Genomic DNA, 25,629 nt, shown 5'->3' on the forward strand with positions numbered 1-25,629 from the left:
TTTTCTGCGGGCAAAAAAAACCCCGGACTTCGTATGGGGAGGGAAGTTCGGGGTTCAAGTTCCGGACCGCTAGGGCGGGGTCCAGATATCTGCCAACACTTAACACAACATAGGAGCATTGAAGGGCTTCACCACCCATTCAGTAACTCTGAGTGGCAGTTCACAGGTTAAGTTCCGGCAGCTCCAAAAAACTATTGGAAATAACCGTCGGCGATTTGTGCTCTAAAGCACTGCGCCAGCACCCGCGGTGTTGGCGCAGGTTTGGCCTCAGTGCGCTTCGTCCCAGTTATCGCCTACGCCCACATCCACTACCAGCGGTACGTCCAGCTGGGCCGCGGCGCTCATATATTCGCGAATCTTCTCGCTGACTTGTGGGATCAGGTCCTCACGCACTTCCAGTACCAGTTCATCGTGCACTTGCAGGATCACCTTGGCATCCAGGCCTGACTCGGTCAGCCAGTTATCCACCTGCACCATGGCCTTCTTGATGATGTCCGCCGCCGTGCCCTGCATGGGCGCGTTGATAGCCGTGCGTTCTGCAGCGGCGCGCTCCTGAGGCTTGTTGGAGTTGATATCCGGCAAGTACAGGCGTCGCCCGAAAAAGGTTTCTACATAGCCCTGGTCCGCTGCCTGGGCGCGAGTGCGCTCCATGTATTCGCGAACACCGGGATAGCGGGCGAAGTACACATCGATGTACGCCTTGGCGGTCTTGGTGTCGACACCGATGTCCTTGCCCAGCTTCTGGGCACCCATGCCGTAGATCAGGCCGAAGTTGATCGCCTTGGCGCTGCGGCGCTGGTTGGACGTGACCTCAGCCAGCTCAACCTTGAATACCTCGGCAGCCGTGGCGGTGTGCACGTCCAGATCGTTTCGGAAAGCGTTCATCAGTCCTTCGTCCCTGGACAGGTGCGCCATGATCCGCAGCTCGATCTGCGAATAGTCAGCCGCCAGCAGCTTGTAGCCCTTGGGCGCGACAAACGCCTGGCGAATGCGCCGCCCCTCGGCGGTGCGCACCGGGATGTTCTGCAGGTTCGGATCGCTGGAGGACAAGCGCCCGGTGGCCGCTACCGCCTGATGATAAGACGTATGAATGCGCCCGGTGCGTGGGTTGATCTGTTCCGGCAGGCGGTCGGTATAGGTACTTTTGAGCTTGCTCATGCTGCGGTACTGCATCAGCACCTTGGGCAACGGAAAATCATCTTCGGCCAATTTGGCCAGTACTTCTTCGGCAGTGGACGCCTGCCCCTTGCCGGTTTTTTTCAACACCGGCATCCCCAGCTTCTCGTAGAGGATTGCACCAAGCTGCTTGGGTGAACCGAGGTTGAACTCTTCACCGGCAATCTCGAAGGCCTGGCGCTCCAGCTCGACCATCTTGTTACCCAACTCAATGCTCTGGATGCCCAGCAGCTCCTTGTCTACCAATGCGCCCTGGCGCTCGATACGTGCCAGAACCGGCACCAGCGGCATCTCGATATCGGTCAGCACACTGGCCAGGCTCGGGATCGCGGCCAGCTTCGCGTGCAGCGCCTGGTGCAGACGCAAGGTCACATCGGCATCTTCGGCCGCATAAGGGCCTGCTTGCTCAAGGGCAATCTGGTCGAATGTCAGCTGCTTGGCGCCTTTGCCGGCAATGTCCTGGAAACTGACCGTGTCGTGGTCCAGGTACTTCTTCGCCAGGCTGTCCATGTCATGGCGGGTCGCCGTGGAGTTCAGCACGTAGGATTCGAGCATAGTGTCGAAGGCGATGCCCCGCACAGTGATGCCCTGCGCAGGGTCGCCACCGATGGCGCAGTTGGCGAGGATGTTCATATCGAACTTGGCGTGCTGGCCAACCTTGAGTTTGGTCGGGTCTTCCAGCAGCGGTTTCAAGGCCAGCAGCACGGTGTCACGGTCCAATTGATCCGGCGCGCCGATATAGGAGTGGGTCAGCGGAATGTAGGCGGCCTCATGGGGCTGCACAGCGAACGAGACCCCGACCAGTTGCGCCTGCTGGGCGTCGATGCCGGTGGTTTCGGTGTCGAAGGCAAACAACGGCGCATCGTGGAGTTTCTTCAGCCACACGTCGAACGTGGCCTGGTCCAGGATAGTGGTGTAAACCGCCTCTACCGGCACCGATATAACGGCCTCAACCGGCGTGTCGGCGGCAGGCGCAACCTCGCTCGCCGACTTGAGCTCCACACGCTTGGCATCGCGCTGGATTTCGTCGTACCAGCTCTTGAACTCAAGCAGCGTGTACAGCTCCAGCAGCTTTTCGCGGTCCGGCTCGATCAGGTGCAGGTCATCCAGGCCCACGTCCAGCGGCACATCGATCTTGATCGTCGCCAACTGATAGGACAGGAATGCCATTTCCTTGTGTTCTTCCAGCTTGGCCGGCAGGGTTTTGGCTCCGCGGATAGGCAGGGTTGGCACAATATCGAGCTGCTCATAAAGCTCTTTGAGACCGCCATTGACCCCCACCAACAAGCCCGAAGCGGTCTTAGGGCCAATGCCCGGAACGCCTGGGATGTTGTCGGACGAATCGCCCATCAATGCCAGGTAGTCGATGATCTGCTCGGGAGCGACGCCGAATTTCTCTTTTACGCCCTCAACGTCCATCGAGCTACCGGTCATGGTGTTGACCAGGGTAATGTGCCCGTCCACCAACTGCGCCATGTCTTTATCACCGGTCGAAATCACCACCGGGCGGCTGGCGGCCGCGCTGCTGCGGGCCAGGGTGCCGATCACGTCGTCAGCCTCAACGCCTTCGACGCACAACAACGGGAAGCCCAGGGCGATCACGCTTTGATGCAGCGGCTCGATTTGCAGGCGCATGTCATCGGGCATGCTCGGGCGATTGGCCTTGTATTCGGCGTACATCTCATCGCGAAAGGTCCCACCCTTGGCGTCGAACACCACCGCGAACGGGCTGTCCGGGTACTGCTTGCGCAGGCTTTTGAGCATGTTCAACACGCCCTTGACCGCACCGGTCGACAGGCCTTTGGAGGTGGTCAGCGGTGGCAACGCGTGGAAGGCGCGGTACAGATAAGAAGAACCGTCCACCAGGACGAGGGGCGCTTGGCTCATGAGCAGGATCAACCTTTTCGGCGGGTCAGGCGCTAGAATAGCCGGACCAATGAAAACAAAGGGACAAGGTTATCATGCGTACATTCAATCGCCTGCTGTTGACCGGCTTGTTTGCACTCGCTCCGATGGCTGCCATGGCGGCAGACGATGCCCCTTCGGCAGACCCGGAAGTTACCATTCGCACGGAAGGCGACAAGACTATCCAGGAGTACCGCCAGAACGGCTTCCTGTACGCCATCAAGGTCACCCCGAAGGGTGCTCCAGCGTATTTCCTGGTGCGTGCGGACGGAACCGACGCGAACTTCATCCGCTCTGACCAGCCGGATATGCTGATCCCGTCATGGAAGATCTTCGAATGGAAATGATTTCTTAATTTTAACCGGCGCTGCTACGGCAGCGCCCGTAACGGCAGTTTTAACCATGTCTGTGTTCACCCCCCTGGCTCGGCCCGAGCTGGAAACCTTTCTCGCCCCTTACGGGCTCGGCCGCCTGCTTGATTTCCAGGGGATTGCCGCCGGCAGCGAAAACACCAATTTCTTTATCAGCCTGGAGCAGGGCGAGTTTGTGCTGACCCTGGTTGAGCGCGGCCCAGTGGCAGAAATGCCATTCTTCATCGAACTGCTCGACGTGCTTCACGCTGCCGACCTGCCCGTGCCGTACGCCCTGCGTACCACCGACGGCGTCGCCTTGCGCGAACTCAAGGGCAAACCGGCCTTGCTGCAACCGCGCCTGGCTGGCAAGCACATCAAGGACGCCAACGCCCAACACTGCGCCCAGGTCGGCGACCTGCTCGGTCACCTGCACTTGGCGACTCAGGGTGAAAAAGTGCTGGAGCGCAAGACCGACCGCGGGCTGAACTGGATGCTCAATGAGGGCGCGCAGCTGATTTCGCACCTCAACGACGCACAGCAGCGCCTGCTGCAAGACGCGCTAAGCGAGATCGAAACCCATAAAGCTGACATCCTCGGCCTGCCACGGGCCAACGTTCACGCCGACCTGTTTCGCGACAACGCGATGTTTGAAGGCACGCACCTGACGGGCTTGATCGACTTCTACAACGCCTGCTCGGGGCCGATGCTCTACGACGTGGCGATTGCCTTGAATGACTGGTGCTCGGATGCCGATGGTGTAATTGACGGGCAACGCGCCCGGGCGCTTTTGGGTGCTTATGCAGGGCTGCGGCCGTTTACCGCGAAGGAGGCCGAGCTATGGCCGACCATGCTGCGCGTGGCGTGCGTGCGGTTCTGGCTGTCGCGCTTGATCGCGGCGGAGTCGTTTGCCGGGCAGGATGTGTTGATTCATGACCCGGCAGAGTTCGAACACAGGCTGGTGCAACGTCAGCAGGTCACCGTCCACCTGCCGTTCGCGCTGTAACCAGCCCCTGTAGGAGCGAGCTTGCTCGCGAAAAACCTGATAACGACGCGTTTATCCAGCAAGAACGCGTCACCGTTGACGTTCTTCGCGAGCAAGCTCGCTCCTACAGCGAGGCAGTGCAGCGCTATAGAGACTCTAGGCATCCGGCAAGGTCATTGCCGAGTTTTTCCAGTACCTGTTCATAGCCCTGCGCGGTCGCCGGGGTATAGCCACCCAACGCATCCAGCTCCGCCAGCTTCACCGGCAACCCAGCAACCAATGTCTCGGCCAAGCGCGGGCGCAACGGCGGCTCGCTGAACACGCACGTCTTGCCGACTTCCTGCAACCGCGCACGCATCGCCGCCACATGCTGGGCGCCTGGCTGCACCTCGGCGGCCACGCTGAACACGCCGGCGTGCTTGAGGCCGTAAGCCTCTTCGAAGTAATCGAAGGCTTCGTGGAACACGAAGTAAGGCTTGCCTTCGACACCCGCCAAACGCTTTTTCAGGCGTGCATCCAGCGCGTCAAGGCGACCATCGAATGCCTTGGCATTCGTCTGGTAACGCTCCGCATTTGCAGGGTCGGCCGCGCCAAGGTCGGCAGCCATCCGATTGGCGATTACCCGCGCATTGACTGTCGACAGCCACAAGTGTGCATCGACACTGCCAGGGCGATGATCGTGATCATGGTCGTCGGCTTCTTCAGCGTGAGAGTGGCTATCTTCGCCAAAAATGCGCAGCTTCATGCCCGGCAGGTCCTGCACGGCTACGGTCGTCGCCGTACGGCCTTTCAACACGCGCGGCAAAAAGGTCTCCATGTCGGGGCCGATCCAATACAGCAGGTCGACCGACTGCACGCGCCGTACGTCGGATGGGCGCAGCGCGAAGTTATGCGGTGAGGCACCCGGCGGCAGCAATACCTCCGGAACCGCCACACCGTCCTGCACCGCCGCGGCAATCAGCTGCAACGGCTTGATGCTGGTGAGCACCTTCACGTCGGCCTGAGCGGCACCCGCAGCGAACAAGCTGGTGACAAAAACGACAAAAACGGGAAAAAGTCGGGACACGATGACCACTCAATGGCGTAGGAACGGGTAACATAATAACGTCTCTATCAAATATCTGTCGCCGCTCATGCCTAAAACACCGCTTGCCAGCCGTCCCCACGACCACTCTCACTGCGTGCACACCGCATTGTCAGAGGCCGATACCCTGTGCGCACAAAAGGGCTTGCGCCTGACCGCGTTGCGTCGCCGGGTGCTGGAATTGGTGTGGCAGAGCCACAAGCCGCTGGGTGCGTACGACATTCTTGGCGTACTCAGCGAACAGGACGGCCGCCGCGCCGCGCCGCCTACCGTGTACCGCGCACTGGATTTCCTGCTGGAAAACGGCCTGGTCCATCGCATCGCATCGCTCAACGCCTTTGTCGGCTGCAACCACCCGGAGCACGCGCATCAGGGCCAGTTCCTGATCTGCCGCGAGTGCCACGCAGCCATTGAGCTTGAACAAAAAAGCATCAGTGACGCCATTATCCAAAGCTCTGCCGACGTAGGCTTCAAGGTCGAGGGGCAAACGGTCGAAGTGGTCGGCCTGTGCGCGGGCTGCCAGGGGGCTTGATGAGCAACGCGTTGATCCGTCTGGAGCAGGTTGGCGTCACGTTCGCCGGGCAAAACGTGCTGGAAAACATTGCACTGAGCGTGGAGCCGGGGCAAATCGTCACCTTGATCGGCCCCAATGGCGCGGGCAAGACCACTCTGGTGCGCGCCGTACTTGGCCTGCTCAAGCCCGACAGCGGCAGCGTATGGCGCAAGCCCAAGCTGCGCGTGGGCTATATGCCGCAAAAGCTGCATGTGGACCCGACCCTGCCGCTGTCCGTATTGCGCTTCCTGCGCCTGGTGCCCGGTGTCGACCGCGCCCGTGCACAGGCCGCGCTCAAGGAAGTCGGCGCCGAGCAGGTCATCGACAGCCCGGTACAAAGCATCTCCGGCGGCGAAATGCAGCGCGTACTGTTGGCCCGCGCGCTGTTGCGCGAGCCAGAGCTGCTGGTACTCGATGAGCCGGTACAAGGCGTCGACGTCGCCGGTCAGGCCGAGCTCTACAGCCTGATCACCCGCCTGCGCGACCGCCACGGCTGCGGCGTGCTGATGGTCTCCCATGATCTGCACCTGGTGATGAGCACCACCGACCAGGTGGTCTGCCTTAACCGTCATGTGTGCTGCTCCGGCCACCCGGAACAGGTCAGTGGCGACCCGGCGTTTGTGGAGCTGTTCGGCAAAAACGCTCAGAGCCTGGCGATCTACCACCATCATCACGACCACGCCCATGACCTGCATGGTGCCGTGGTCGATACTCCCCACGTTCATGGAGATAGCTGCAAGCATGGCTGATTTTCTGCTCTACGCCCTGCTGGCAGGCTTGGCTTTGGCACTGGTGGCGGGCCCGCTGGGCTCGTTTGTGGTCTGGCGGCGCATGGCCTATTTTGGCGACACCTTGTCCCATGCCGCGTTGCTGGGTGTGGCCCTGGGTTTTCTGCTGGACGTAAGCCCGACCATCGCCGTGACCGTCGGCTGCCTGCTGCTGGCGGTACTGCTGGTGACCCTGCAACAACGCCAGCCGCTGGCCTCCGATACGTTGCTGGGCATCCTCGCGCCAAGCACCTTGTCTTTGGGCCTGGTGGTATTGAGCTTCATGCATGAAGTGCGTATCGACCTGATGGCCTACCTGTTCGGCGACCTGTTGGCGATCAGCCCCACTGACCTGGCCTGGATCCTCGGCGGCAGTGCTGGCGTACTGGCGTTGTTGGTAGCCCTGTGGCGCCCGATGCTGGCGATCACCGTGCATGAAGAGCTGGCCAGGGTGGAAGGCTTGCCCGTCGCAGGCCTGCGCATGGCCCTGATGTTGCTCATCGCCGTGGTGATTGCTGTCGCGATGAAGATAGTCGGCGTATTGTTGATCACGTCGCTGCTGATCATTCCTGCCGCCGCTGCCCAGCGCCACGCCCGCTCTCCGGAGCAGATGGCGATTGGCGCCAGCCTCTTGGGGATGCTTGCAGTGTGTGGTGGCCTGGCGCTGTCCTGGTTCAAGGACACACCGGCCGGGCCGTCGATTGTGGTTACGGCGGCCGCCCTGTTTCTGCTGAGTTTTGTCCTGCCCCGTCGAGGGGTGTAGACTTGCTCGCTTTTTGCGCAAATAGAGAGTCGCAGGAATGAAGCCGTTCACCTCCCGTTATCTGCTCCTTGCCGCATTTTCCCTGCTGCTGGGCGCCTGTCAAAGCACGCCGCCCGCTGCCCCCGAGGCCCCGGACGCACGCGCTGTGGCCATCGCGCAGCTGGAGCAAAACCTGGCCAGCAGCGAGCTGGCAACCGCCGAAGACCAACTGGCGGCGTTGCAGGCCCAGTCGCCCAACGATCCCGCACTTGAGGCCTACCAGCGTCAACTGGCCGAAGCCTACCTGCAGCGCAGCCAGATCGTGCTGCAAAAAGGTGATGTCAACGCCGCTGCCACTGCCCTGAGCCGTGCCCGCGCACTGATGCCCAAGGCCCCCGCACTGACCGGTGGCGTCAACAGCGCGATCAGTCATGCGCGCAAGGCCGAACTGGATCAAGCAGAAGCCGCGTTGAAAGCCGCCGAAGCCAAGCCTGCGGCCAAGGTCATCGACCCCGCAGCGCCGAGCACCACCGTGGCGCTGAACCTCGCGGATGTCGAAGACATGCGTCATCAGTTGGATGCCATCGCCACCGACGTGGTGAATTATCAATGCGATGTCAGCATCCAGGTGCCGCGCACCCAGGATTACCCGTGGCTGGCCACGCTGCTGACCAAACGGGTAAAGCGGATTGATTCGGGGTATGACCTGAAAATTCACCGGCAGATTCTGAAACACATTCCGGCACAGGTTGTGCTGATTCCACGCAAGGCGGACTAAAAGCATCGGGGGCAAGTCGAATCGTCGCACCGCCCCTCCCACATTTGAATTGTGAATACATTCAAGTGTGGGAGGGGGCTTGCCCCCGATAGCAGTTTAGAAAGCAACCGAAGATTTAAGCCGGAATCGCCTTCGATTTCGGCTCCCGCTCCCAAACCCGATGCTGAGCAATCGCAGCAAAGAACGCCTTGAACGCCTTGGCATCCGCGCCCACGATCAACCCCGCATCCGCCTCCAGCTTCAACAAATCCAGCAACGGCTTCACATCACTGGCCACCGCAATCGCCTTGAGGTGCTTGTACGCCTCCAGTACGTAATGCAACGCCACGCCATCGCCGCTCAGCGCTTTCACCGACTCTTTTCCGCCCGGGATAAACACGGCGTCGAAGGCAATGGACGGCATACCTTCCATCGAAGCGTCTACCGGCAGCGTCTTGCCATCGGCGGTGGTCACAGGCGCCGACGTCGGCCCCAGCAACTTGGCATGAGCACCCTCAGCCTCCAGCGCGGCCTTAAGCGCATCAATCGCCGCACCATCAACGCCGTTCGCCGCCAGAATCGCCACTTTACGTGTCTTGATATCGCCCGACAGCAAATTCACCTGGCTCAACGCCGGTGATTCTTTAAGCGATGTTTTCACTGGCGCAACCGTACCCTTGGTCGGCGCTGGCAAGCCCAGGTTCTGCGCCACGCGCTTGGCCAGTTCCAGATCAATATTGGCCAGGATCTCGTTGACCTGGCGCGCCCGAATAAACTCGCGCTCGACCTTGCCCAGCTCAAAGCTATAGGCCGCGATGATGTGCTCTTTCTCGTGGTGGCTCATGCTGTTGTAAAACAGCGTGGCCTGTGAGAAATGGTCGCCGAACGATTCGCTGCGCTCGCGCACTTTATTGGCATCGACGCGCTCGTAGTAGGACTCAAAGCCACCGTCGGCAGGCGCGACAGGGGTTTCCTTCGGCCAGCCACCATCAATGGAGTTTGGCTCGTAGGACGCACGACCCTTATCAATCACGGTGCGATGCTGAGCGTCGCGCTGGCCGTTATGGAAAGGCACAACCGGGCGGTTGATCGGCAGCTCATGGAAGTTCGGGCCACCCAATCGACTGATCTGCGTGTCCGTGTAGGAAAACAAGCGGCCTTGCAGCAGCGGGTCGTTGGTAAAGTCGATGCCCGGCACGATATGGCCCGGGCAAAACGCGACCTGCTCAACTTCAGCGAAGAAGTTGTCCGGGTTACGGTTGAGCACCATCTTGCCCAGCGGGGTGATCGGCACCAACTCTTCAGGGATAATTTTGGTCGGGTCGAGCAAGTCGAAATCGAACTTGTGTTCGTCTTCTTCGGCCACGATCTGCACACCCAGTTCCCACTCGGGGTAATCGCCGCTCTCAATCGATTCCCACAGGTCACGGCGGTGATAGTCGGTGTCTTTGCCGGCCAGCTTTTGCGCCTCGTCCCATACCAGGGAGCACGTGCCTACTGTCGGGCGCCAGTGGAATTTCACGAAGCTGGATTTACCTTCGGTGTTGATCAAGCGGAAGGTATGCACGCCAAAGCCCTGCATGGTGCGCAGGCTTTTTGGGATGGCCCGGTCAGACATGGCCCAGATCACCATGTGCGCCGACTCCGGCTGCAACGAGACGAAATCCCAGAAAGTGTCGTGTGCCGAGCCGCCGGTAGGAATCTCGTTGTGCGGCTCAGGTTTTACCGCGTGTACAAAGTCAGGGAACTTGATCGCATCCTGAATGAAAAACACCGGCATGTTGTTACCCACCAGGTCGAAGTTGCCTTCGTCGGTGAAGAACTTCACGGCAAACCCACGCACATCACGCACGGTGTCGCCAGAACCGCGCGGGCCCTGCACCGTGGAAAAACGCGCGAATACCGGGGTTTTATGCTCAGGCGTGCGCAGGAAACCGGCCTTGGTCAGCGCCGAATGGTCGCCATAGCTCTGGAAGTAACCATGGGCGCCGGTACCCCGGGCATGCACGATGCGCTCAGGGATACGCTCATGGTCAAAGTGCGTGATCTTTTCACGCATGATGAAGTCTTCGAGCAGCGAAGGGCCGCGGGCGCCGACTTTCAGGCTGTTTTGGTTGTCGGAAATCTTCACACCCTGGTTGGTGCGCAGGGCCTGGCCGGTTGCATCGGAACGGAATTCTTCCAACGCCTGCAGTTTGGCGTTGGTATTGCCTCGGTCCAGGGTATCGGTACCCGCGAGTTCACTCTTGGGCGGGGTGGCTGGCTTCTTGGTACTCATCAGTCAAAACTCCTTAGTCAAAGTGGCCAGAGCGGTCCCCGGCTCGTTTGAGCGAAACCCCAGGCACGGCACCCGGGACATCGAATTGCTTATGTAGTGACTGATGGGGTTTTGGGCCGTTCCTTTTTTATGACCTTTGGTCTCGTTATTGCCAAATCGCTGGATGGATACGAAATAAATGCTAAGAAACACTAGATGGACAGGCTAAAATGCGCGCCCGGCTAACCGCTGATCCCTTTTCAATGCGCCCCACAAGGTTCGCTACGTGATCGAGTTTCAAAACGTCCATAAAACCTACCGCGTCGCCGGTAAGGATATTCCCGCACTGCACCCCACCAGCCTGCGTGTCGCCAACGGCCAGGTGTTTGGCCTGATTGGCCACTCGGGTGCGGGTAAAAGCACACTGCTGCGCCTGATCAACCGCCTGGAAGAACCCAGCGGCGGGCAGATCACGGTCGACGGTGAAGAAGTCACCGCCCTGGATGCCAACGGCCTGCGCCGCTTCCGTCAGCAGGTCGGGATGATCTTCCAGCACTTCAACCTGCTGGCGTCCAAGACCGTGGCCGACAACGTCGCGCTGCCGCTGACGCTTGCCGGTGAACTGTCGCGCAAGGAAATCGACCAGCGCGTGGCTGAGCTGCTCGCCCGCGTCGGTTTGTCGGACCACGCCAGGAAGTACCCGGCGCAGTTGTCCGGCGGCCAGAAGCAGCGCGTCGGCATCGCCCGCGCTTTGGCGACCAAGCCGAAGATCCTGCTGTGCGACGAAGCCACCAGCGCGCTAGACCCACAGACCACCGCGTCGGTCCTGCAACTGTTGGCCGAGATCAACCGCGAGTTGAACCTGACCATCGTGCTGATCACCCATGAAATGGATGTGATCCGCCGCGTGTGTGACCAGGTCGCGGTGATGGATGCTGGCGTGATCGTCGAGCAAGGTTCGGTCGCCGACGTGTTCCTGCACCCCAAGCATCCGACCACCAAGCGTTTCGTGCAGGAAGCCGAGCAGGTTGACGAAGGCGAGCAGCGCGACGACTTCGCCCATGTGCCGGGCCGCATCGTGCGGCTGACGTTCCAGGGCGATGCGACCTACGCGCCATTGCTGGGGACAGTCGCTCGCGAAACGGGCGTGGACTACAGCATCCTGGCCGGTCGTATCGACCGCATCAAAGACATCCCTTACGGGCAACTGACCCTCGCCGTCACCGGCGGTGACATGGAAGCTGCGTTTGCACGCTTCACCGCCGCCGACGTTCATATGGAGGTGCTGCGCTGATGGACGTTTTCCTGAGTTTCTTCGCCAACATCGACTGGTCCGAAATCTGGCTCGCCACCGGCGACACCATGACCATGCTGTTCGGCTCGCTGTTTTTCACCGTGCTGCTGGGCCTGCCTCTGGGTGTACTGCTGTTTCTGACCAGCCCGCGCCAATTGTTCGAACAAAAAGGCCTGTACGCGCTGTTATCGCTGATCGTAAATATCCTGCGCTCGCTACCGTTCATCATCCTGTTGATCGTGATGATTCCGTTCACCGTCCTGATCACGGGCACGTCGCTGGGCGTTGCCGGTGCGATCCCGCCGCTGGTCGTAGGCGCTACGCCATTCTTTGCGCGGCTGGTGGAAACGGCCCTGCGTGAAGTCGACCGCGGCATCATCGAAGCCACCCAATCCATGGGCGCCAGCACGCGCCAGATCATCACCAACGCCCTGTTGCCCGAGGCGCGCCCCGGCATTTTCGCGGCGATTACCGTGACGGCGATTACACTGGTTTCCTACACGGCCATGGCCGGTGTAGTCGGAGCTGGCGGCCTGGGTGACCTGGCGATCCGTTTTGGTTATCAGCGCTTCCAGACTGATGTGATGGTAGTCACCGTGGTAATGCTGTTGATCCTGGTGCAAATTCTGCAAACCGTCGGCGACAGGCTGGTGGTGCATTTTTCTCGAAAATAACGACCATTGCCGGCTCAAAGCCGGCAGATGCCCGAACAAGGAGCTTGCTGGATGAAAAAACTACTGGTTGCTTTCGCCGCCGTTGCCGCGTTTTCCGCCCACGCCGAGACGATTACGGTCGCCGCTTCGCCGGTGCCCCACGCCGAAATCCTCGAATTCGTGAAGCCTGCCCTTGCCAAAGAAGGCGTGGATTTGCAGGTCAAGGTGTTCACCGACTACGTGCAGCCAAACGTACAGGTGGCTGAAAAACGCCTGGACGCCAACTTCTTCCAGCACCAGCCGTACCTGGATGAGTTCAACAAGGCCAAAGGCACTCACCTGGTGAGCGTTGGCGGCGTGCACCTGGAACCCCTGGGTGCCTACTCCAGCAAGTACAAGAAACTGGCCGACCTGCCTGACGGCGCCAACGTGGTGATCCCTAACGACGCCACCAACGGCGGTCGTGCGCTGTTGCTGCTGGCCAAGAACGGTCTGATCACCCTGAAGGACCCGACCGACATCCTGTCGACCATCAAGGACATCACCGGCAACGATAAAAAACTCAAGTTCCGCGAACTGGAAGCCGCCACCCTGCCGCGCGTGCTGACCCAGGTCGACCTGGCACTGATCAACACCAACTACGCCCTGGAAGCCAAGCTGGACCCATCCAAGGACGCCCTGGTCATCGAAGGCAGCGACTCGCCTTACGTGAACATCCTGGTAACCCGCGAAGACAACAAGGATGCGGACGCAGTGAAGAAGCTGGTTGCAGCCCTGCACACGCCTGAAGTGAAGAAATTCATCGAAGAAAAATACAAAGGCGCGATCAAACCGGCGTTCTGATCCAACCCGATCTGTAGGAGCGAGCTTGCTCGCGAAAAACGTCAACGATAACTCGCGCGGCCTGAATAAACGCGGCGCCTGTGAGTTCTTCGCGAGCGAGCTCGCTCCTACAAAATCGGCTTTATGTGGCTGCTATTTGCGCTGTAGCAACCCCGGCAACTGCGCCATCAGCTTCTGGTTGTTCAACGGCGCACGAATAAACCCACGCTGAGTACCATCCGGGCCGATCAGCGCCAGGTTACCGCTGTGGTCGACGGTGTAGTTCGGCTTGCTGGTATCCGCCGGAATGAAGGGAATGCTCACCGCATTCGAAACCTTCTGCACCTCCTCAACATTCGCGCCGGTCAGACCCTGAAATTGCGGGTCGAAGTAACCCAGGTACTGCTTGAGCTGGGCCGGAGTATCGCGGTTCGGATCAACGCTGACCAAAATCACCTGCAACTTATCCACAGCCTCTTTGGGCAGCTCACTCTTGATCTGGCGCAGCTGGGCGAGGGTGGTCGGGCAGATGTCCGGGCAGAAGGTGTAGCCGAAGAACAGCAGGCTCCACTTGCCTTTCAATTCATTGGCCAGCACCGGCTGGCCGTCCTGGTTGGTCATGCTCACCGCGGGCAACTGACGGCTTTGCGGCAGCAGGATGATGCCGGCGTCGATCAGCGCGGTCGGGTCGCCCTGGCCTTTGCCCGAGAGCACTTTGTTGACGGTCAGGCCCATGATCAATGCCACCAGGGCCACGAGAATGAAGACGGTTTTTTGAGTTCGAGTCATAGGTTCAACAGTAAGTAGTGGTCTACGAGCAGGGCGATGAACAGCAGCAGCAGGTACCAGATAGAGTACTTGAACGTGTTGATCGCCGCGTGCGGCCTGCTGCCACGGTACAGCACCCAGGCCCATTGCAGAAAGCGCGCGCCCAATACCACCGCACAACTCAGGTAGAGCAGCCCGCTCATATGGATGACATAGGGCATCAGGCTCACCGCCAGCAAGGCGAAGGTATACAGCAGGATATGCACCTTGGTGTAGTGCTCGCCATGGGTGACCGGCAGCATGGGGATGTCGGCCTTGGCATATTCCTCTTTGCGGTGAATGGCCAGGGCCCAGAAGTGCGGCGGGGTCCAGGCGAAGATAATCAGCACCAGCAGCAGGGGTTCGGCACTCACATGCCCAGTGACGGCCACCCAACCGAGCAGCGGCGGCGCTGCCCCGGCGAGGCCACCGATGACGATATTTTGTGGGGTCGCCCGCTTCAGAAAGCCGGTGTAGATCACCGCGTAGCCGAGCAGCGACGCCAATGTCAGCCAAGCCGCCAGAGGGTTGGTGAACGCTAACAGCAGCGCCAGGCCGGCCACTGCCAGAAACAGCGCAAAGACCAATGCCGCAGCGGGCGATACGCGCCCCTCGGCCAGCGGCCGCTTATGGGTGCGTGCCATCAGTGCATCAATCCGCCGATCAACCACATGGTTCACCGCTGCTGCGCCGCCCGCACACAGGGCGATACCCAAGTTGCCGAACACCAGCACCGTCCACGGCACGCCGGCACGAGTGGCCAGGAACATGCCCACCAGCGAGGTGATCAGCATCAGCACCACTACTTTGGGCTTGGTCAGCTCCAGGTAGTCACGCCAGATTGCCCGATCGTGGCCTGCGCCGATCAGGGTCGCCACGGCATCTCTCCTTTAAGGGTGATCAGGCCTGAAACCTGTTTGCGCGGGCTGAACCGCCAGCCGAGCGGCAGCGGGGCGCGAATCCGGACCAGACTGGTGCGAGCGTGGTAATTGACCAGCACCAGGCTCAGTAACAAGGCCGCTCCGCCCGCGTTGTGACCCACCGCCACCGGCAGCGGCAGGCCGAACGCCACGTTGCTCACTCCCAGGCAGACTTGCGCCGCCAGTGCGATCAACAGCAAGCCCGCCAGCCGCGTCATGCCCACTGCACGCAGTTGCCAGGCCAGCCCCAACAGCACCAGGGTCACCAGCACTGCGCCGATACGATGGGTCAGGTGGATGGCCGTACGCGCCTCGCTGTCGAGTTGGCCGCCCAGGTAATTGGGGCCAATGTGCTGGGTCAGGTGAAAGCCATTGGCAAAGTCCGCCGCCGGCCACCATTGGCCGTGGCAGGTCGGCAGGTCAACGCAGGCCACGGCCGCGTAGTTGGAACTGACCCACCCCCCCAGCGCGATCTGCCCGATCACCAGCACCAGCCCTGCCGTTGCCCAATATTGCAGGCGCCTGGGCACAATCAAGGCAGGCAGCACACCGGACAGGCGCAGGGTGAGCAGAAACAACAGGCTCAAGGTCGCAAAACCGCCCAGCAAATGCCCCGTCACCACCTGCGGCCACAGCTTTAACGTCACCGTCCACATGCCGAACGCCGCTTGAGCAAGCACCACCACTAACACAAAGAGTGGCAATTTCACCGGCTGGCCCGGGTCACGTCGATGGCTCCACGCACGCGCCGCCAGCAGCGCAATCAGCAAACCCAGGGTGCCGGCGAAGTAGCGATGGGTCATTTCTGCCCAGCCCTTGTCGGCCTCCACCGGCGCATCCGGAAAATGCAGTTCGGCATGGGCCAACTGGGCTTCGCTTTGCGGCACGCTGATAAAGCCGTAGCAGCCGGGCCAGTCCGGGCAGCCGAGCCCGGCGTGGGTCAGGCGGGTATAGGCACCGAGCAGCACGACAATCAGCGCCAACAAGGTGGCAAACAGCGCGAGGCGAAATCCAGGCTTGGCCATAACGGTGCCCTTATCCGATGTTCGACAGTTTCAGCAGCAGGCGCAGGTCGTTGAGCAAGTCCTTGCCCTTGACCCTGGCGTCGTAGCGCAGCACCAGGTTGCCGTGGGGGTCGACGATCCACAGCTGCGACTCGCCGGGCGCGGCGGCGCTCCTGGCAAAGGTCGACACATCCAGCGGGTAGCGCTGCAGTTGCGGGTATTCAGCTTTTAGCTTGGCCTCGTAGTCGGTGCTCAGCGGTTGTGCAGCCGCCAGGGCATGGCTGGCGCGGGACGCATCACGGCCAAGGCTGATTTGCAGTTGGCGCGCCAGGTACACCAGTTGCTGGCAATCGGCGGCGCAGGCGGTGGGCGCGGTAACCAGCAGTTGCCAACGATCCTCATCAGCCTGCACGCCGATATCGGCACGGGTTTGACCATTACCGATCAGTTCACCGTGATAGCTGCGGCTGTCCGGCACCCAGAACTGCAATTTGTACATGAAGGTGGCCAGCACCATCGGGCCGATCACCATCATCAGGATCAAGATCAGCTGCCAGCGCCCTTTGCGCCGGTCCGGTGCTTCAGACGTGCTGGGTGGATTCATGGCCGCTCCCATGGGGCTTCTCCTTTTTGTTGTGCCATCCGAGGTAGAGGTAAAGCACCAGCAACGCCAGCGCCATGGCGAACCACTGCACGGCGTAGGCCAGGTGTTTTTCCGGGCCCATGGCAACGACAGGCCAGGTGGTTTCGTACGTGCCGGGGCCCGCCTCGGCACGCAGCTCGTAGGCAAAGCCGCTGCGCCCCAGCTCTTCCCACAGCGCGGCGGGGTGCAGCGCAGTGAGCAAGCGCGGCCATTGCGCGCTGGCAGGGTCGGCATGCAGCTGGAAGGTCTCGCCGGGGGCGACGTACACCCAGGCGTCGAGATTCAATGCCTGCTCAGGGGTGGAGAAGGCCGGCGGCGTACGCCGGTCCGGCCACGGCAACCAGCCGCGATTAAGCAGTAGCCACAGGCCGCTGGCCTGATCCTGAAAGGGTTGCAGCAGTTCGACACCCGCCTTGCCGTCACGCATACGGTTATCCAGCAATACGCTGTGCGCGCCGTCCAATTGCCCGCGAAGATGGACGCGGCGAAAGGCCGGGTCGGCCATATCACCGAGCTGCGCACTGCTGATCGGCTCGGCGACGCGGCGCTCGGCGTAACGCTCCACCAACAGCTGTTTTTCATGCCCACGAGACAGCTGCCAGAACCCCAGGCTCACCATCAGCGGTAACAGCACCAGCACCACCAGTGTCGGCGCGACACCTGGACGAAAGCGCTGCATGGCACTGGCTATACTGGATCTCATCGCCCCTCCCTCTGCAGCCCTGGAGCCAGACCATGCTCAAAGCAGCCATTGCCCTGATGCTGATCGCGACTGTCGTGAGCCTGTTCAGTGGCCTGTTCTTCCTGGTCAAGGACGAGGGCAACTCCAACCGCCTCGTCACTGCCTTGACCGTGCGTGTGGTACTGGCCGTGATCACCGTGGGCTTGATCGCCTGGGGCTTTTTCAGCGGCCAACTGGTCTCTCATGCGCCTTGGTAAGCCGCCTCACAGCACATAAACAAAGAAAAACAACCCGATCCACACCACATCCACAAAGTGCCAATACCAACTGGCCGCCTCGAAGCCGAACTGATGCTCGGCGTTGAAATGCCCACGCAGGATGCGCATCAGCATCACGAACAGAATGAGGGTGCCGATGGTCACGTGGGCGCCGTGAAAGCCCGTCAGCATGAAGAACGTAGCGCCGTATACACCTGAGCCCAGGGTCAGGCCCAACTCCTTATAAGCATGGATGTATTCCTCAGCCTGGAACCCAAGAAATGCCAGGCCCAGCAGCACGGTGATCGCCAGCCAAAGCTTGAGCGCACCGCGATGACCTTTGCGCAGGGCATGGTGGGCAATGGTGATGGTCACGCTGGAACTCACCAACAGGATGGTATTGACCAACGGCAGGCCCCAAGGGCTGATGGTGCCTTTGGGCGCCGGGTAAAGCTTGGGGTCGGGGTTGTTGAGCAGCGGCCAGGCAAACTCGAAGTTCGGCCACAACATATGCGCGATGCCTTTGGGGCCTTCACCCGCCAGCCAGGGGCCCGCCCAGACGCGCACATAGAACAGCGCACCAAAAAAGGCGATGAAGAACATCACCTCGGAAAAGATGAACCAGGTCATGCCCCAGCGAAACGAGCGATCCATCTGCGCGCTGTACAGCCCGGCTCGGCTTTCCTTGATCACCGCGCCGAACCAGCCGAACAACATGTAGGCCAACAACAGGCCGCCCACGAAAAAGATCCACGGCCCGTGGGATTCGGGGCGCGCGGCCTTCAAGTCGTTAAACCACACCGCCAGGCCGTACACGGTGACCAGCAAGCCAATCGTGGCAATTATCGGCCATTTGCTTTGCGCAGGTACGTAGTACGTATCATGAGTCGACATGTATTCGCTCTCCTGATTGAGGGGGCAAACAGTAGCTAGCCGCCAGTCCTCACGGCCACGGGCGGCTGACGCGCAGTGATATCGAACAGCGTGTACGCCAGGGTCAAATGCTTCACATCCTTGGGCATCGCGCGGTCGACGATAAAACGCACCGGCATTTCGATCCGCTCACCCGGCTGAAGCACTTGCTGGGTGAAGCAAAAGCATTCGGTCTTGTGGAAATACATGGCCGCTTCGGCCGGGGAAATACTCGGGATCGCCTGGGCGGTCATGGGCTTATCGGTAGGGTTGTAGGCCACGAACAGCATCTCGTTAACCGCCCCCGGGTTGACCACAATCTCATCGGCCCTGGAATGAAACTCCCAGACCATGTCGATGGCGTTGGTGGACAGAAACTGCACCCGCACCTGGCGGGAAGGGTCGACCATTTGCTCGCCCTCGTACTGCCCGGCGGTCTTGCCGTTGATGCCGAACGCCTTGCACATGACGTCGTAGATGGGCACCAGCGCGAAGCCGAACGCGAACATCGCCAGCACCAGGATCAGCAGGCGGGTGACCAGGCGTTTGATCGGCACGGAGTCAGCCATGACACACTCCTGAAGCGAATGTGATCAGTGTGGGAGGGGGCTTGCCCCCGATGGCGGCGTGCCAGTCGATATCATCATTGGCTGTGGGGCAGCAATGGGGGGCAAGCCCCCTCCCACAAGGGTTCAGCGATGACGTGTTCATTTGACCTCCGGCGGCGTGGTGAAGGTGTGGTACGGCGCAGGCGAAGGCACGCTCCATTCCAGGCCTTCGGCGCCATCCCACGGCTTGGCCGGCGCAGGGGGGCCGCCACGGATGCACTTGATCACAATGAACAGGAAGAAGATCTGTGTGGCGCCGAACATAAAGGCACCAATGGACGAAACCATGTTGAAGTCGGCAAATTGCAAGTTGTAGTCCGGCACTCGCCGAGGCATACCAGCCAGCCCTACAAAGTGCATGGGGAAGAACGCCATGTTCATGCCCACGAAAGACAGCCAGAAATGCAGCTTGCCCAGGGTTTCGTCGTACATGTGGCCGGTCCATTTCGGCAGCCAGTAGTAGGCCGAGGCGAAGATCCCGAAGATCGCGCCGGGCACCAGTACGTAATGGAAGTGCGCCACCACAAAGTAGGTGTCGTGGTACTGAAAGTCCGCCGGCGCAATCGCCAGCATCAGTCCGGAGAAGCCGCCAATGGTGAACAGGATCACGAAGGCCACCGCAAACAGCATCGGCGTCTCGAACGTCAGTGAGCCTTGCCACATGGTGCTGACCCAGTTGAAGACTTTGACCCCCGTGGGCACGGCGATCAGCAGGGTGGCGTACATGAAGAACAACTCACCCACCAGCGGAATGCCCACCACGAACATGTGGTGCGCCCACACGATGAACGACAGGAATGCGATGCTCGCCGTGGCGTAGACCATCGAGGTGTAGCCGAACAGCGGCTTGCGCGAGAAGGTCGGGATGATCGAGCTGACAGCGCCGAACGCCGGCAGAATCATGATGTAAACCTCAGGGTGGCCGAAGAACCAGAACACGTGCTGGAACAGCACCGGGTCACCGCCGCCGGCCGCGCTGAAGAAGCTGGTACCGAAATGGATATCCATCAGCATCATGGTCACGCAGCCCGCCAGCACCGGCATCACCGCGATCAGCAGGAACGCGGTGATCAGCCAGGTCCACACGAACAGCGGCATCTTCATCAAGGTCATGCCAGGGGCACGCAGGTTGAGGATGGTGGCGACCACGTTGATCGCCCCCATGATCGAACTGATGCCCATCAGGTGAATGGCAAAGATAAAGAACGTCACGCTTTCCGGCGCATAGGTGGTGGAAAGCGGCGCGTAGAAGGTCCAGCCGAAATTCGGCCCGCCACCGGGGCTGAACAAGGTGGAAACCAGCAGCAGGAACGCCGCCGGCAGCAGCCAGAAACTGAAGTTGTTCATGCGCGGCAGGGCCATGTCCGGCGCGCCGATCATCAGCGGGATCATCCAGTTGGCCAACCCGACAAAAGCCGGCATCACCGCGCCGAACACCATAATCAGGCCGTGCATGGTGGTCATCTGGTTGAAGAACGCCGGCTGCACAATTTGCAGGCCCGGCTGGAACAACTCGGCGCGGATCACCATGGCGAACGAGCCACCGAGCAGGAACATGGTGAAGGCAAACCACAGGTACATCGTGCCGATGTCTTTGTGGTTGGTGGTCAGCACCCAGCGCATCAAGCCTTTGGCGGGGCCGTGGGCATGGTCGGCATAACCGTGGTCGATCACAGTGCTCATGGCCGTTCTCCTGCGTGCGAGTGAGCGGGGCGATTCAGGGCATTGGCAATGAAAGTCGTCATTTGCTTTCCGCCTGTTTCAGAGCCAGCACGTCTTTGGGCGTGACCATGTCGCCTTTGTTATTGCCCCAGGCGTTACGCTCATAGGTCACCACAGCAGCGATATCCACTTCCGAAAGCTGCTTGCCGAAAGCTGCCATCGCGGTGCCGGGCTTGCCGTGATACACGATGCTCAGATGGTCTTTGGCCGGTCCGGTGGCGATTTTCGAGCCCTTGAGCGCCGGGAACATCGGCGGCAAACCTTGGCCCTCAGCCTGGTGACAGGCCACGCAGGTGGTGTGGTAGACCTTGTCGCCACGGGCCACCAGTTCGTCCAGCGTCCACTCTTTGGAGGTAAGTTCCTTGAGCTTGGCCGCTTCTTCCTTGCGCTCGCCCAGCCAGGCGTCGTAGTCGGCCCTGGATTTGACCTCAACCACGATGGGCATGAAGCCGTGGTCTTTGCCGCAGAGTTCGGCGCACTGGCCACGGTAGATGCCGGGCTTCTCGACGCGGGTCCAGGCCTCGTTGACGAAGCCCGGGATGGCATCGCGCTTGACTGCAAAGGCCGGCACCCACCAGGAATGGATCACATCGGCGGCGGTCACCAGAAAGCGCACCTTGGCGCCCACCGGCAATACCAGCGGCTGGTCGACTTCCAACAGGTAGTGTTCGCCCTTGGTGGCCTGGTTATGGATCTGCTCGGCGGGCGTGGCCAGGTTGCTGAAGAACTCCACATCCTGGCCCAGGTATTTGTAGTGCCACTTCCATTGGTAGCCGGTGACCTGGATATCGATATCCGACTCACTGCTGTCGTAGATGTTGATGAGGGTCTTGGTCGCCGGTATGGCCATGGCCACGAGAATCAGCAGGGGCACAACCGTCCAGAGAATTTCCACGGTAGTGCTCTCGTGGAACTTGGCCGCGACTTGGCCCGTGGAGCGGCGGTGCAGGATCATCGACCAGAACATCGCGCCAAACACGACGATGCCGATCACCACACAGATCCAGAAAATGGTCATGTGCAGGTCAAACACGGCGTGACTGACTTCAGTAGCCCCTGGCGCCATATTCGTTGTCCAGGCGGCGTGTGCCTGGCCGAATACCGACCACAACAGGAGGCCCATCCAAACGTGTGGATGTCGCGTCATTGCGGGTTCCCCTTTATGTTTCTTGTTATCCCGCCGGTTTGCACCTGCGGCGAAGGGAGCGGCTTCCATACTGCTTACAACCGCCAAGCCTTGCCTGCGTCATGCAGTTGGGCGTCATCAGCTAATTGCGTACAAAATCGAGTATAGACAGCCGTAGCAACCCCGCAATGCGTGGGGGCAAATCAATAGAAACAGACAGACGGACCCCGTAAAATGGGCGGCGGAATCGTTTATCCGACGAACGATGGCATTTCGATATAACGCCCGCGTATAACCATGAAATAATTATGACAAATGCGTCTTAGGCGCTCGTATAAACGAACTACCTTATCCTCTCCCTTTTCCTACGCCTGTTTCACTGGAGCCTTCATGAACACCGCCGCATTGCGCGAGCAGATTTCCCGTGCCCATCAACACGAAGCCAGCACCGGCCAGCTTGCCACTCAGCTGGAACAACAATTGCCGCACCTGCACTCGGCCATTTCCCTGGCTGACGGTGATCGCAACATCGTCATGACGCGTTTTGTCACCGCTTATATCGACCTGGTTCCCGATTTGCTGGACGCCGCCAATGACGTGGCCCGCGAGGCCGGAATTGAAAGCCAGATCAAGCCGGTGCTGAAAATCGCCGAACACTTTTTCCTGCAACCGCCCGCGATCCTGGCCGGGCACGAAGGTCTGGACGGCCTGCTGGACGAGGCTTACCTGGCCCATCGCCTGGTGGAAGAGGTCAACGACCTGTACATCAAGCATTTCGGCCAGCCGTTAATCCCGGCGGATACCACCGTGGCCAACGTGATTGCGCATCGATTGATCGGCGAAACATTCGCCAACCAATTGGATGAGGCCGTACACCACGCAGTGGATGAAATGCTCAACGAAGAAAGTTTTGCGCTGGAGTCGGTCGAGGCCTATCGCGAACAGCTCAAAAGCCCGGAAACAGAAGCGGCGTGGAAGCGCTGGCCATGCCTGTCGCGCCAGCTCGGGGTTGAGCTGTCGCTGGATCAGATGGCGTAAATTTCAGATCCGATAAAGATCCAATGTGGGAGCCGGGCTTGCCCGCGATGGTGGTGGGTCAGTCAGCTAATTTGTTGGCTGACACTACGCCATCGCGGGCAAGCCCGGCTCCCACAATTTTTTGGCGCTCAGACAGGCGCTGATCCGATCCCCACCGTCGTACGCACTCGGCCTTCCAGCCGGCGCTTCAATCCCCGTGCCTCGATTACCAGCGTCGAGCCTTTGGCCGCATTGGCCCGGCCCCACTCCTCCAGCAACTCCAGGCAAGAGTGGTCGATGTAACTCAAGTTACTCAGCGGCACGTGCAACGTGGTCCCCGCCGGCACCGAAGACAGCACCTGCGTCAGCGCTGGCACCTTGAGAAAGGTCGCGGCACCGGTCAAACGCAACTCCATCTCACCGTCCTGGGGCAGGTCGACCAGGCTGACTTTCAATCGGGACGCCTTGAATGCCAGCTTGACCAGGGTCAGCCCGAAGCCCACCAGCACACCGGTCAGCAAGTCGGTAAAGATGATTGCCAGTGCCGTGGCTGCATAGGTGAACATCGGCATCCGCCCATAACGCCCCAGCGCCTTGAACGCCTTGACGTCCACCAGCTTGATCCCGGTGTACACCAGCACACCCGCCAGGCTCGCGACCGGGATGCTTTGCAGCACGCTCGACAGCAAGAGCACGAAGCCCAGTAGCCACAGGCCATGGAACATCGCCGACATGCGTGTAGTGGCGCCAGCCTGGACATTGGCCGAGCTGCGCACGATCACGCCGGTCATCGGCAGAGCACCCACCAGGCCGCACAGCATGTTGCCGATACCTTGGGCAGACAACTCCTTATCGAAATCGGAACGCTGGCCGCTGTGCATACGGTCCACCGCTGCGGCAGACAGCAGGGTTTCGGCGCTGGCAATAAACGCCACCGCGAAAGCTGCGATCAACAGCTGTGGGTCAGCTAGGTTGAGCAGATCACTGGGGCGTAGCCAATCGATGGCATCCGCGAGATTTTCCGGGACTTCAACGCGCTTGACCTGCAATGCCAGCACCAGGCTGGTGACGGTCGCCAGGCCCACACCCAGCAGGGCGCCCGGCACAAACCGCAATTGCCGTGGGCGGAATTTGTCCCACAGGTACATGACCAACATGGTCGATAGCCCTAGCAGGCCAGCCTGCCACCCGAGCCCGCCACCCAGGGTCGGAACCGCTTCAGCCACCGCCGCCGGAAAGCCTGCCAGGTTATCCAGCCCGGAGGGCTTGGGCGCCCCATCGAGCATCACATGGATCTGCGAGAGCACAATCAGCACGCCGATCCCCGCCAACATGCCATAGACAACCGCTGGCGCCGTGACACGAAACCAACAGCCCAGGCGCAGACGCCCGGCCACCAGTTGCAGGAAGCCGGCCAGCAACAGGATCGGGCCCAGCATCATCATGCCGTGCTGGCGCACCAGTTCGAACACCAGTACCGCCAAACCCGCCGCCGGGCCGCTGACTTGCAGCGGCGACCCCGCCAACCAGCCCACCACCAGGCCACCGATGATCCCGGTGATCAGCCCCTTGGCCGGCGGCATACCGGACGCAATCGCAATGCCCATGCACAGCGGCAGGGCGACCAGAAACACAACCACCGAGGCGAGCAGCTCCCGTGGCAATACAGCTTTCAATTGAGCAGCACGCATGATGACTCTCCCGAGGCATTCGCCGGGCACGGTAAAGCCTGGCTGCGTCCATGGCAGCCACCGCGTTACCCGGCAGGGAAGTGTGTTAGAAGCGCGCTTTAGGCGTCGCTGAAGGGATCGGCTCGGTGCCGTTCAGCGGTCGGAACGCCGCTTTGTCCGCATCGTAGGCTCGAATTTCGCTGGTCTCGATGTTGTAGATCCAGCCATGGATAAACAAATGACCATTGGCCATGCGCGAAGCCACGGAAGGGTGGGTGCGCAAATGTTGCAGTTGGGCGATAACGTTTTCTTCGGTCAGCACCGCCATGCTCTCGCCTTCGTTGGCGCAGTCGCAGTTGTCGTGGACCATGGTCTTGGCGACCTCAGCGTGACGCAGCCATGCCTTGACCGTCGGCATCTTTTCCAGACTGTCGGGGTTGAGTACCGCACGCATCGCGCCGCAGTCGGAGTGCCCGCACACAATGATGTGCTGTACGCCAAGGGCAAGCACCGCGTATTCGATGGCCGTGGAGACGCCACCGTTCATCTGGCCGTAGGGAGGCACCACGTTACCGACGTTACGGGTCACGAACAGGTCGCCAGGGGAGCTTTGGGTAATCAGCTCGGGCACGATGCGCGAATCGGCGCAGGTAATGAACATTGCCCGTGGGCTCTGGGCCGTGGCAAGTTTCTTGAAGAGTTCTTCCTGCTGGGGGAAGACGTCGTGATGGAAATGCAAAAAGCCGTCAACGATATGTTGCAACGCTGCATCGGCGGACTCCGCCACAGGGGCTGAAGCCGACGCAGCCAACGGCTGTTTATCCTTGTCACTCATGATTCATCCTCTTGATCAATGCAGGGAAGGGGGTCAGGTCAATTCGACGCCAGCACAGTGAAATAGTTGTAAAAGCACCGC

General features: G+C 60.6%; 25 protein-coding genes. 11 read left to right on the forward strand and 14 right to left on the reverse strand.

Annotated features, from left to right (window positions below; all coding sequences use genetic code 11):
- Positions 1 to 267: 267 nt before the first annotated feature.
- Positions 268 to 3,063: a DNA polymerase I gene (polA, locus tag JFT63_RS09565; protein WP_198843845.1), complete on the reverse strand. Its 2,796-nt coding sequence runs from the start codon at positions 3,061 to 3,063 to the stop codon at positions 268 to 270.
- Between the two features lie 74 nt (positions 3,064 to 3,137).
- Between polA and JFT63_RS09570 the strand changes: the two genes are divergently transcribed.
- Both JFT63_RS09570 and JFT63_RS09575 read left to right on the forward strand, forming a co-directional pair.
- Positions 3,138 to 3,428, forward strand: a complete 291-nt coding sequence (locus JFT63_RS09570) for a DUF2782 domain-containing protein (RefSeq protein ID WP_057701793.1) — start codon at positions 3,138 to 3,140, stop codon at positions 3,426 to 3,428.
- A 55-nt stretch (positions 3,429 to 3,483) separates the two neighbouring features.
- Entirely contained in the window at positions 3,484 to 4,437 is a 954-nt protein-coding gene (locus JFT63_RS09575) for a homoserine kinase (protein WP_057701794.1), read from the forward strand.
- 124 nt (positions 4,438 to 4,561) lie between these two features.
- On the opposite strand, the gene JFT63_RS09580 is transcribed toward JFT63_RS09575, so the two are convergent.
- Positions 4,562 to 5,491 (reverse strand): zinc ABC transporter substrate-binding protein, encoded by a 930-nt coding sequence (locus JFT63_RS09580; protein ID WP_198843846.1) that lies wholly within the window; start codon positions 5,489 to 5,491, stop codon positions 4,562 to 4,564.
- Positions 5,492 to 5,549: 58 nt separating this feature from the next.
- Between JFT63_RS09580 and zur the strand changes: the two genes are divergently transcribed.
- The 4 genes from zur to JFT63_RS09600 are packed head-to-tail and all read left to right on the forward strand — an operon-like array spanning position 5,550 to position 8,340.
- Complete coding sequence (gene zur / locus JFT63_RS09585) at positions 5,550 to 6,032, forward strand: zinc uptake transcriptional repressor Zur (protein WP_005783442.1); 483 nt, start codon at positions 5,550 to 5,552, stop codon at positions 6,030 to 6,032.
- On the forward strand, positions 6,032 to 6,802 hold the full coding sequence (gene znuC / locus JFT63_RS09590) for a zinc ABC transporter ATP-binding protein ZnuC (protein WP_005783440.1): 771 nt from the start codon (positions 6,032 to 6,034) through the stop codon (positions 6,800 to 6,802). The genes zur and znuC overlap by 1 nt, the downstream gene beginning before the upstream one ends.
- Positions 6,795 to 7,583, forward strand: coding sequence for a zinc ABC transporter permease subunit ZnuB (gene znuB, locus JFT63_RS09595; protein WP_057701796.1), 789 nt, complete (start codon positions 6,795 to 6,797; stop codon positions 7,581 to 7,583). Before znuC ends, znuB begins: the two co-directional genes overlap by 8 nt.
- 37 nt (positions 7,584 to 7,620) lie before the next feature.
- Positions 7,621 to 8,340: a PA5502 family lipoprotein gene (locus tag JFT63_RS09600; RefSeq protein WP_005783438.1), complete on the forward strand. Its 720-nt coding sequence runs from the start codon at positions 7,621 to 7,623 to the stop codon at positions 8,338 to 8,340.
- A gap of 115 nt (positions 8,341 to 8,455) precedes the next feature.
- On the opposite strand, the gene katE is transcribed toward JFT63_RS09600, so the two are convergent.
- The gene (katE, locus tag JFT63_RS09605) at positions 8,456 to 10,597 is read right to left on the reverse strand and encodes a catalase HPII (protein WP_198843847.1); all 2,142 of its coding nucleotides are present in this window, start codon (positions 10,595 to 10,597) and stop codon (positions 8,456 to 8,458) included.
- 265 nt (positions 10,598 to 10,862) lie between these two features.
- Between katE and JFT63_RS09610 the strand changes: the two genes are divergently transcribed.
- The 3 genes from JFT63_RS09610 to JFT63_RS09620 are packed head-to-tail and all read left to right on the forward strand — an operon-like array spanning position 10,863 to position 13,366.
- Entirely contained in the window at positions 10,863 to 11,870 is a 1,008-nt protein-coding gene (locus JFT63_RS09610; RefSeq protein ID WP_057701798.1) for a methionine ABC transporter ATP-binding protein, read from the forward strand.
- Positions 11,870 to 12,544, forward strand: coding sequence for a methionine ABC transporter permease (locus tag JFT63_RS09615; protein ID WP_005783435.1), 675 nt, complete (start codon positions 11,870 to 11,872; stop codon positions 12,542 to 12,544). The genes JFT63_RS09610 and JFT63_RS09615 overlap by 1 nt, the downstream gene beginning before the upstream one ends.
- Positions 12,545 to 12,595: 51 nt before the next feature.
- Entirely contained in the window at positions 12,596 to 13,366 is a 771-nt protein-coding gene (locus JFT63_RS09620; RefSeq protein WP_198843848.1) for a MetQ/NlpA family ABC transporter substrate-binding protein, read from the forward strand.
- Positions 13,367 to 13,498: 132 nt separating this feature from the next.
- On the opposite strand, the gene JFT63_RS09625 is transcribed toward JFT63_RS09620, so the two are convergent.
- The 5 genes from JFT63_RS09625 to JFT63_RS09645 are packed head-to-tail and all read right to left on the reverse strand — an operon-like array spanning position 13,499 to position 17,422.
- Positions 13,499 to 14,134: an SCO family protein gene (locus JFT63_RS09625; protein WP_198843849.1), complete on the reverse strand. Its 636-nt coding sequence runs from the start codon at positions 14,132 to 14,134 to the stop codon at positions 13,499 to 13,501.
- On the reverse strand, positions 14,131 to 15,030 hold the full coding sequence (gene cyoE / locus JFT63_RS09630) for a heme o synthase (RefSeq protein WP_198843850.1): 900 nt from the start codon (positions 15,028 to 15,030) through the stop codon (positions 14,131 to 14,133). The genes JFT63_RS09625 and cyoE overlap by 4 nt, the downstream gene beginning before the upstream one ends.
- Positions 15,018 to 16,097, reverse strand: a complete 1,080-nt coding sequence (locus JFT63_RS09635) for a COX15/CtaA family protein (RefSeq protein ID WP_057701802.1) — start codon at positions 16,095 to 16,097, stop codon at positions 15,018 to 15,020. Before JFT63_RS09635 ends, cyoE begins: the two co-directional genes overlap by 13 nt.
- A 10-nt stretch (positions 16,098 to 16,107) precedes the next feature.
- Entirely contained in the window at positions 16,108 to 16,692 is a 585-nt protein-coding gene (locus tag JFT63_RS09640; RefSeq protein WP_186559038.1) for a hypothetical protein, read from the reverse strand.
- A complete protein-coding gene (locus JFT63_RS09645) occupies positions 16,658 to 17,422 on the reverse strand; it encodes an SURF1 family protein (protein WP_186559039.1) in 765 nt (254 codons plus the stop codon). Before JFT63_RS09645 ends, JFT63_RS09640 begins: the two co-directional genes overlap by 35 nt.
- Before the next feature lie 32 nt (positions 17,423 to 17,454).
- Between JFT63_RS09645 and JFT63_RS09650 the strand changes: the two genes are divergently transcribed.
- A complete protein-coding gene (locus JFT63_RS09650; protein ID WP_032878566.1) occupies positions 17,455 to 17,658 on the forward strand; it encodes a twin transmembrane helix small protein in 204 nt (67 codons plus the stop codon).
- A gap of 6 nt (positions 17,659 to 17,664) precedes the next feature.
- Here JFT63_RS09650 and JFT63_RS09655 read toward each other — a convergent pair whose 3' ends face one another.
- The 4 genes from JFT63_RS09655 to coxB form a co-directional block, all read right to left on the reverse strand.
- Positions 17,665 to 18,552 (reverse strand): cytochrome c oxidase subunit 3, encoded by an 888-nt coding sequence (locus JFT63_RS09655; RefSeq protein ID WP_044270265.1) that lies wholly within the window; start codon positions 18,550 to 18,552, stop codon positions 17,665 to 17,667.
- A 35-nt stretch (positions 18,553 to 18,587) separates the two neighbouring features.
- Positions 18,588 to 19,139, reverse strand: a complete 552-nt coding sequence (locus JFT63_RS09660) for a cytochrome c oxidase assembly protein (protein WP_198843851.1) — start codon at positions 19,137 to 19,139, stop codon at positions 18,588 to 18,590.
- Positions 19,140 to 19,277: 138 nt separating this feature from the next.
- On the reverse strand, positions 19,278 to 20,861 hold the full coding sequence (gene ctaD, locus JFT63_RS09665) for a cytochrome c oxidase subunit I (RefSeq protein ID WP_198843852.1): 1,584 nt from the start codon (positions 20,859 to 20,861) through the stop codon (positions 19,278 to 19,280).
- Between the two features lie 58 nt (positions 20,862 to 20,919).
- Positions 20,920 to 22,047 carry a cytochrome c oxidase subunit II gene (gene coxB / locus JFT63_RS09670; protein WP_057701807.1) on the reverse strand — a complete coding sequence of 376 codons (1,128 nt, stop codon included), beginning with the start codon at positions 22,045 to 22,047 and terminating at the stop codon, positions 20,920 to 20,922.
- 369 nt (positions 22,048 to 22,416) lie between these two features.
- On the opposite strand from coxB, the gene JFT63_RS09675 reads away from it, so the two are divergent.
- Complete coding sequence (locus JFT63_RS09675) at positions 22,417 to 23,064, forward strand: hypothetical protein (protein ID WP_057701808.1); 648 nt, start codon at positions 22,417 to 22,419, stop codon at positions 23,062 to 23,064.
- A 128-nt stretch (positions 23,065 to 23,192) separates the two neighbouring features.
- Here JFT63_RS09675 and JFT63_RS09680 read toward each other — a convergent pair whose 3' ends face one another.
- The gene (locus JFT63_RS09680; protein ID WP_198843853.1) at positions 23,193 to 24,734 is read right to left on the reverse strand and encodes a SulP family inorganic anion transporter; all 1,542 of its coding nucleotides are present in this window, start codon (positions 24,732 to 24,734) and stop codon (positions 23,193 to 23,195) included.
- Between the two features lie 85 nt (positions 24,735 to 24,819).
- Positions 24,820 to 25,548, reverse strand: a complete 729-nt coding sequence (locus JFT63_RS09685; protein ID WP_005783421.1) for a carbonic anhydrase — start codon at positions 25,546 to 25,548, stop codon at positions 24,820 to 24,822.
- Positions 25,549 to 25,629 lie beyond the last annotated feature (81 nt).

This window comes from Pseudomonas sp. MF7453, assembly GCF_016405455.1.
GTDB lineage: Bacteria > Pseudomonadota > Gammaproteobacteria > Pseudomonadales > Pseudomonadaceae > Aquipseudomonas > Aquipseudomonas paralactis.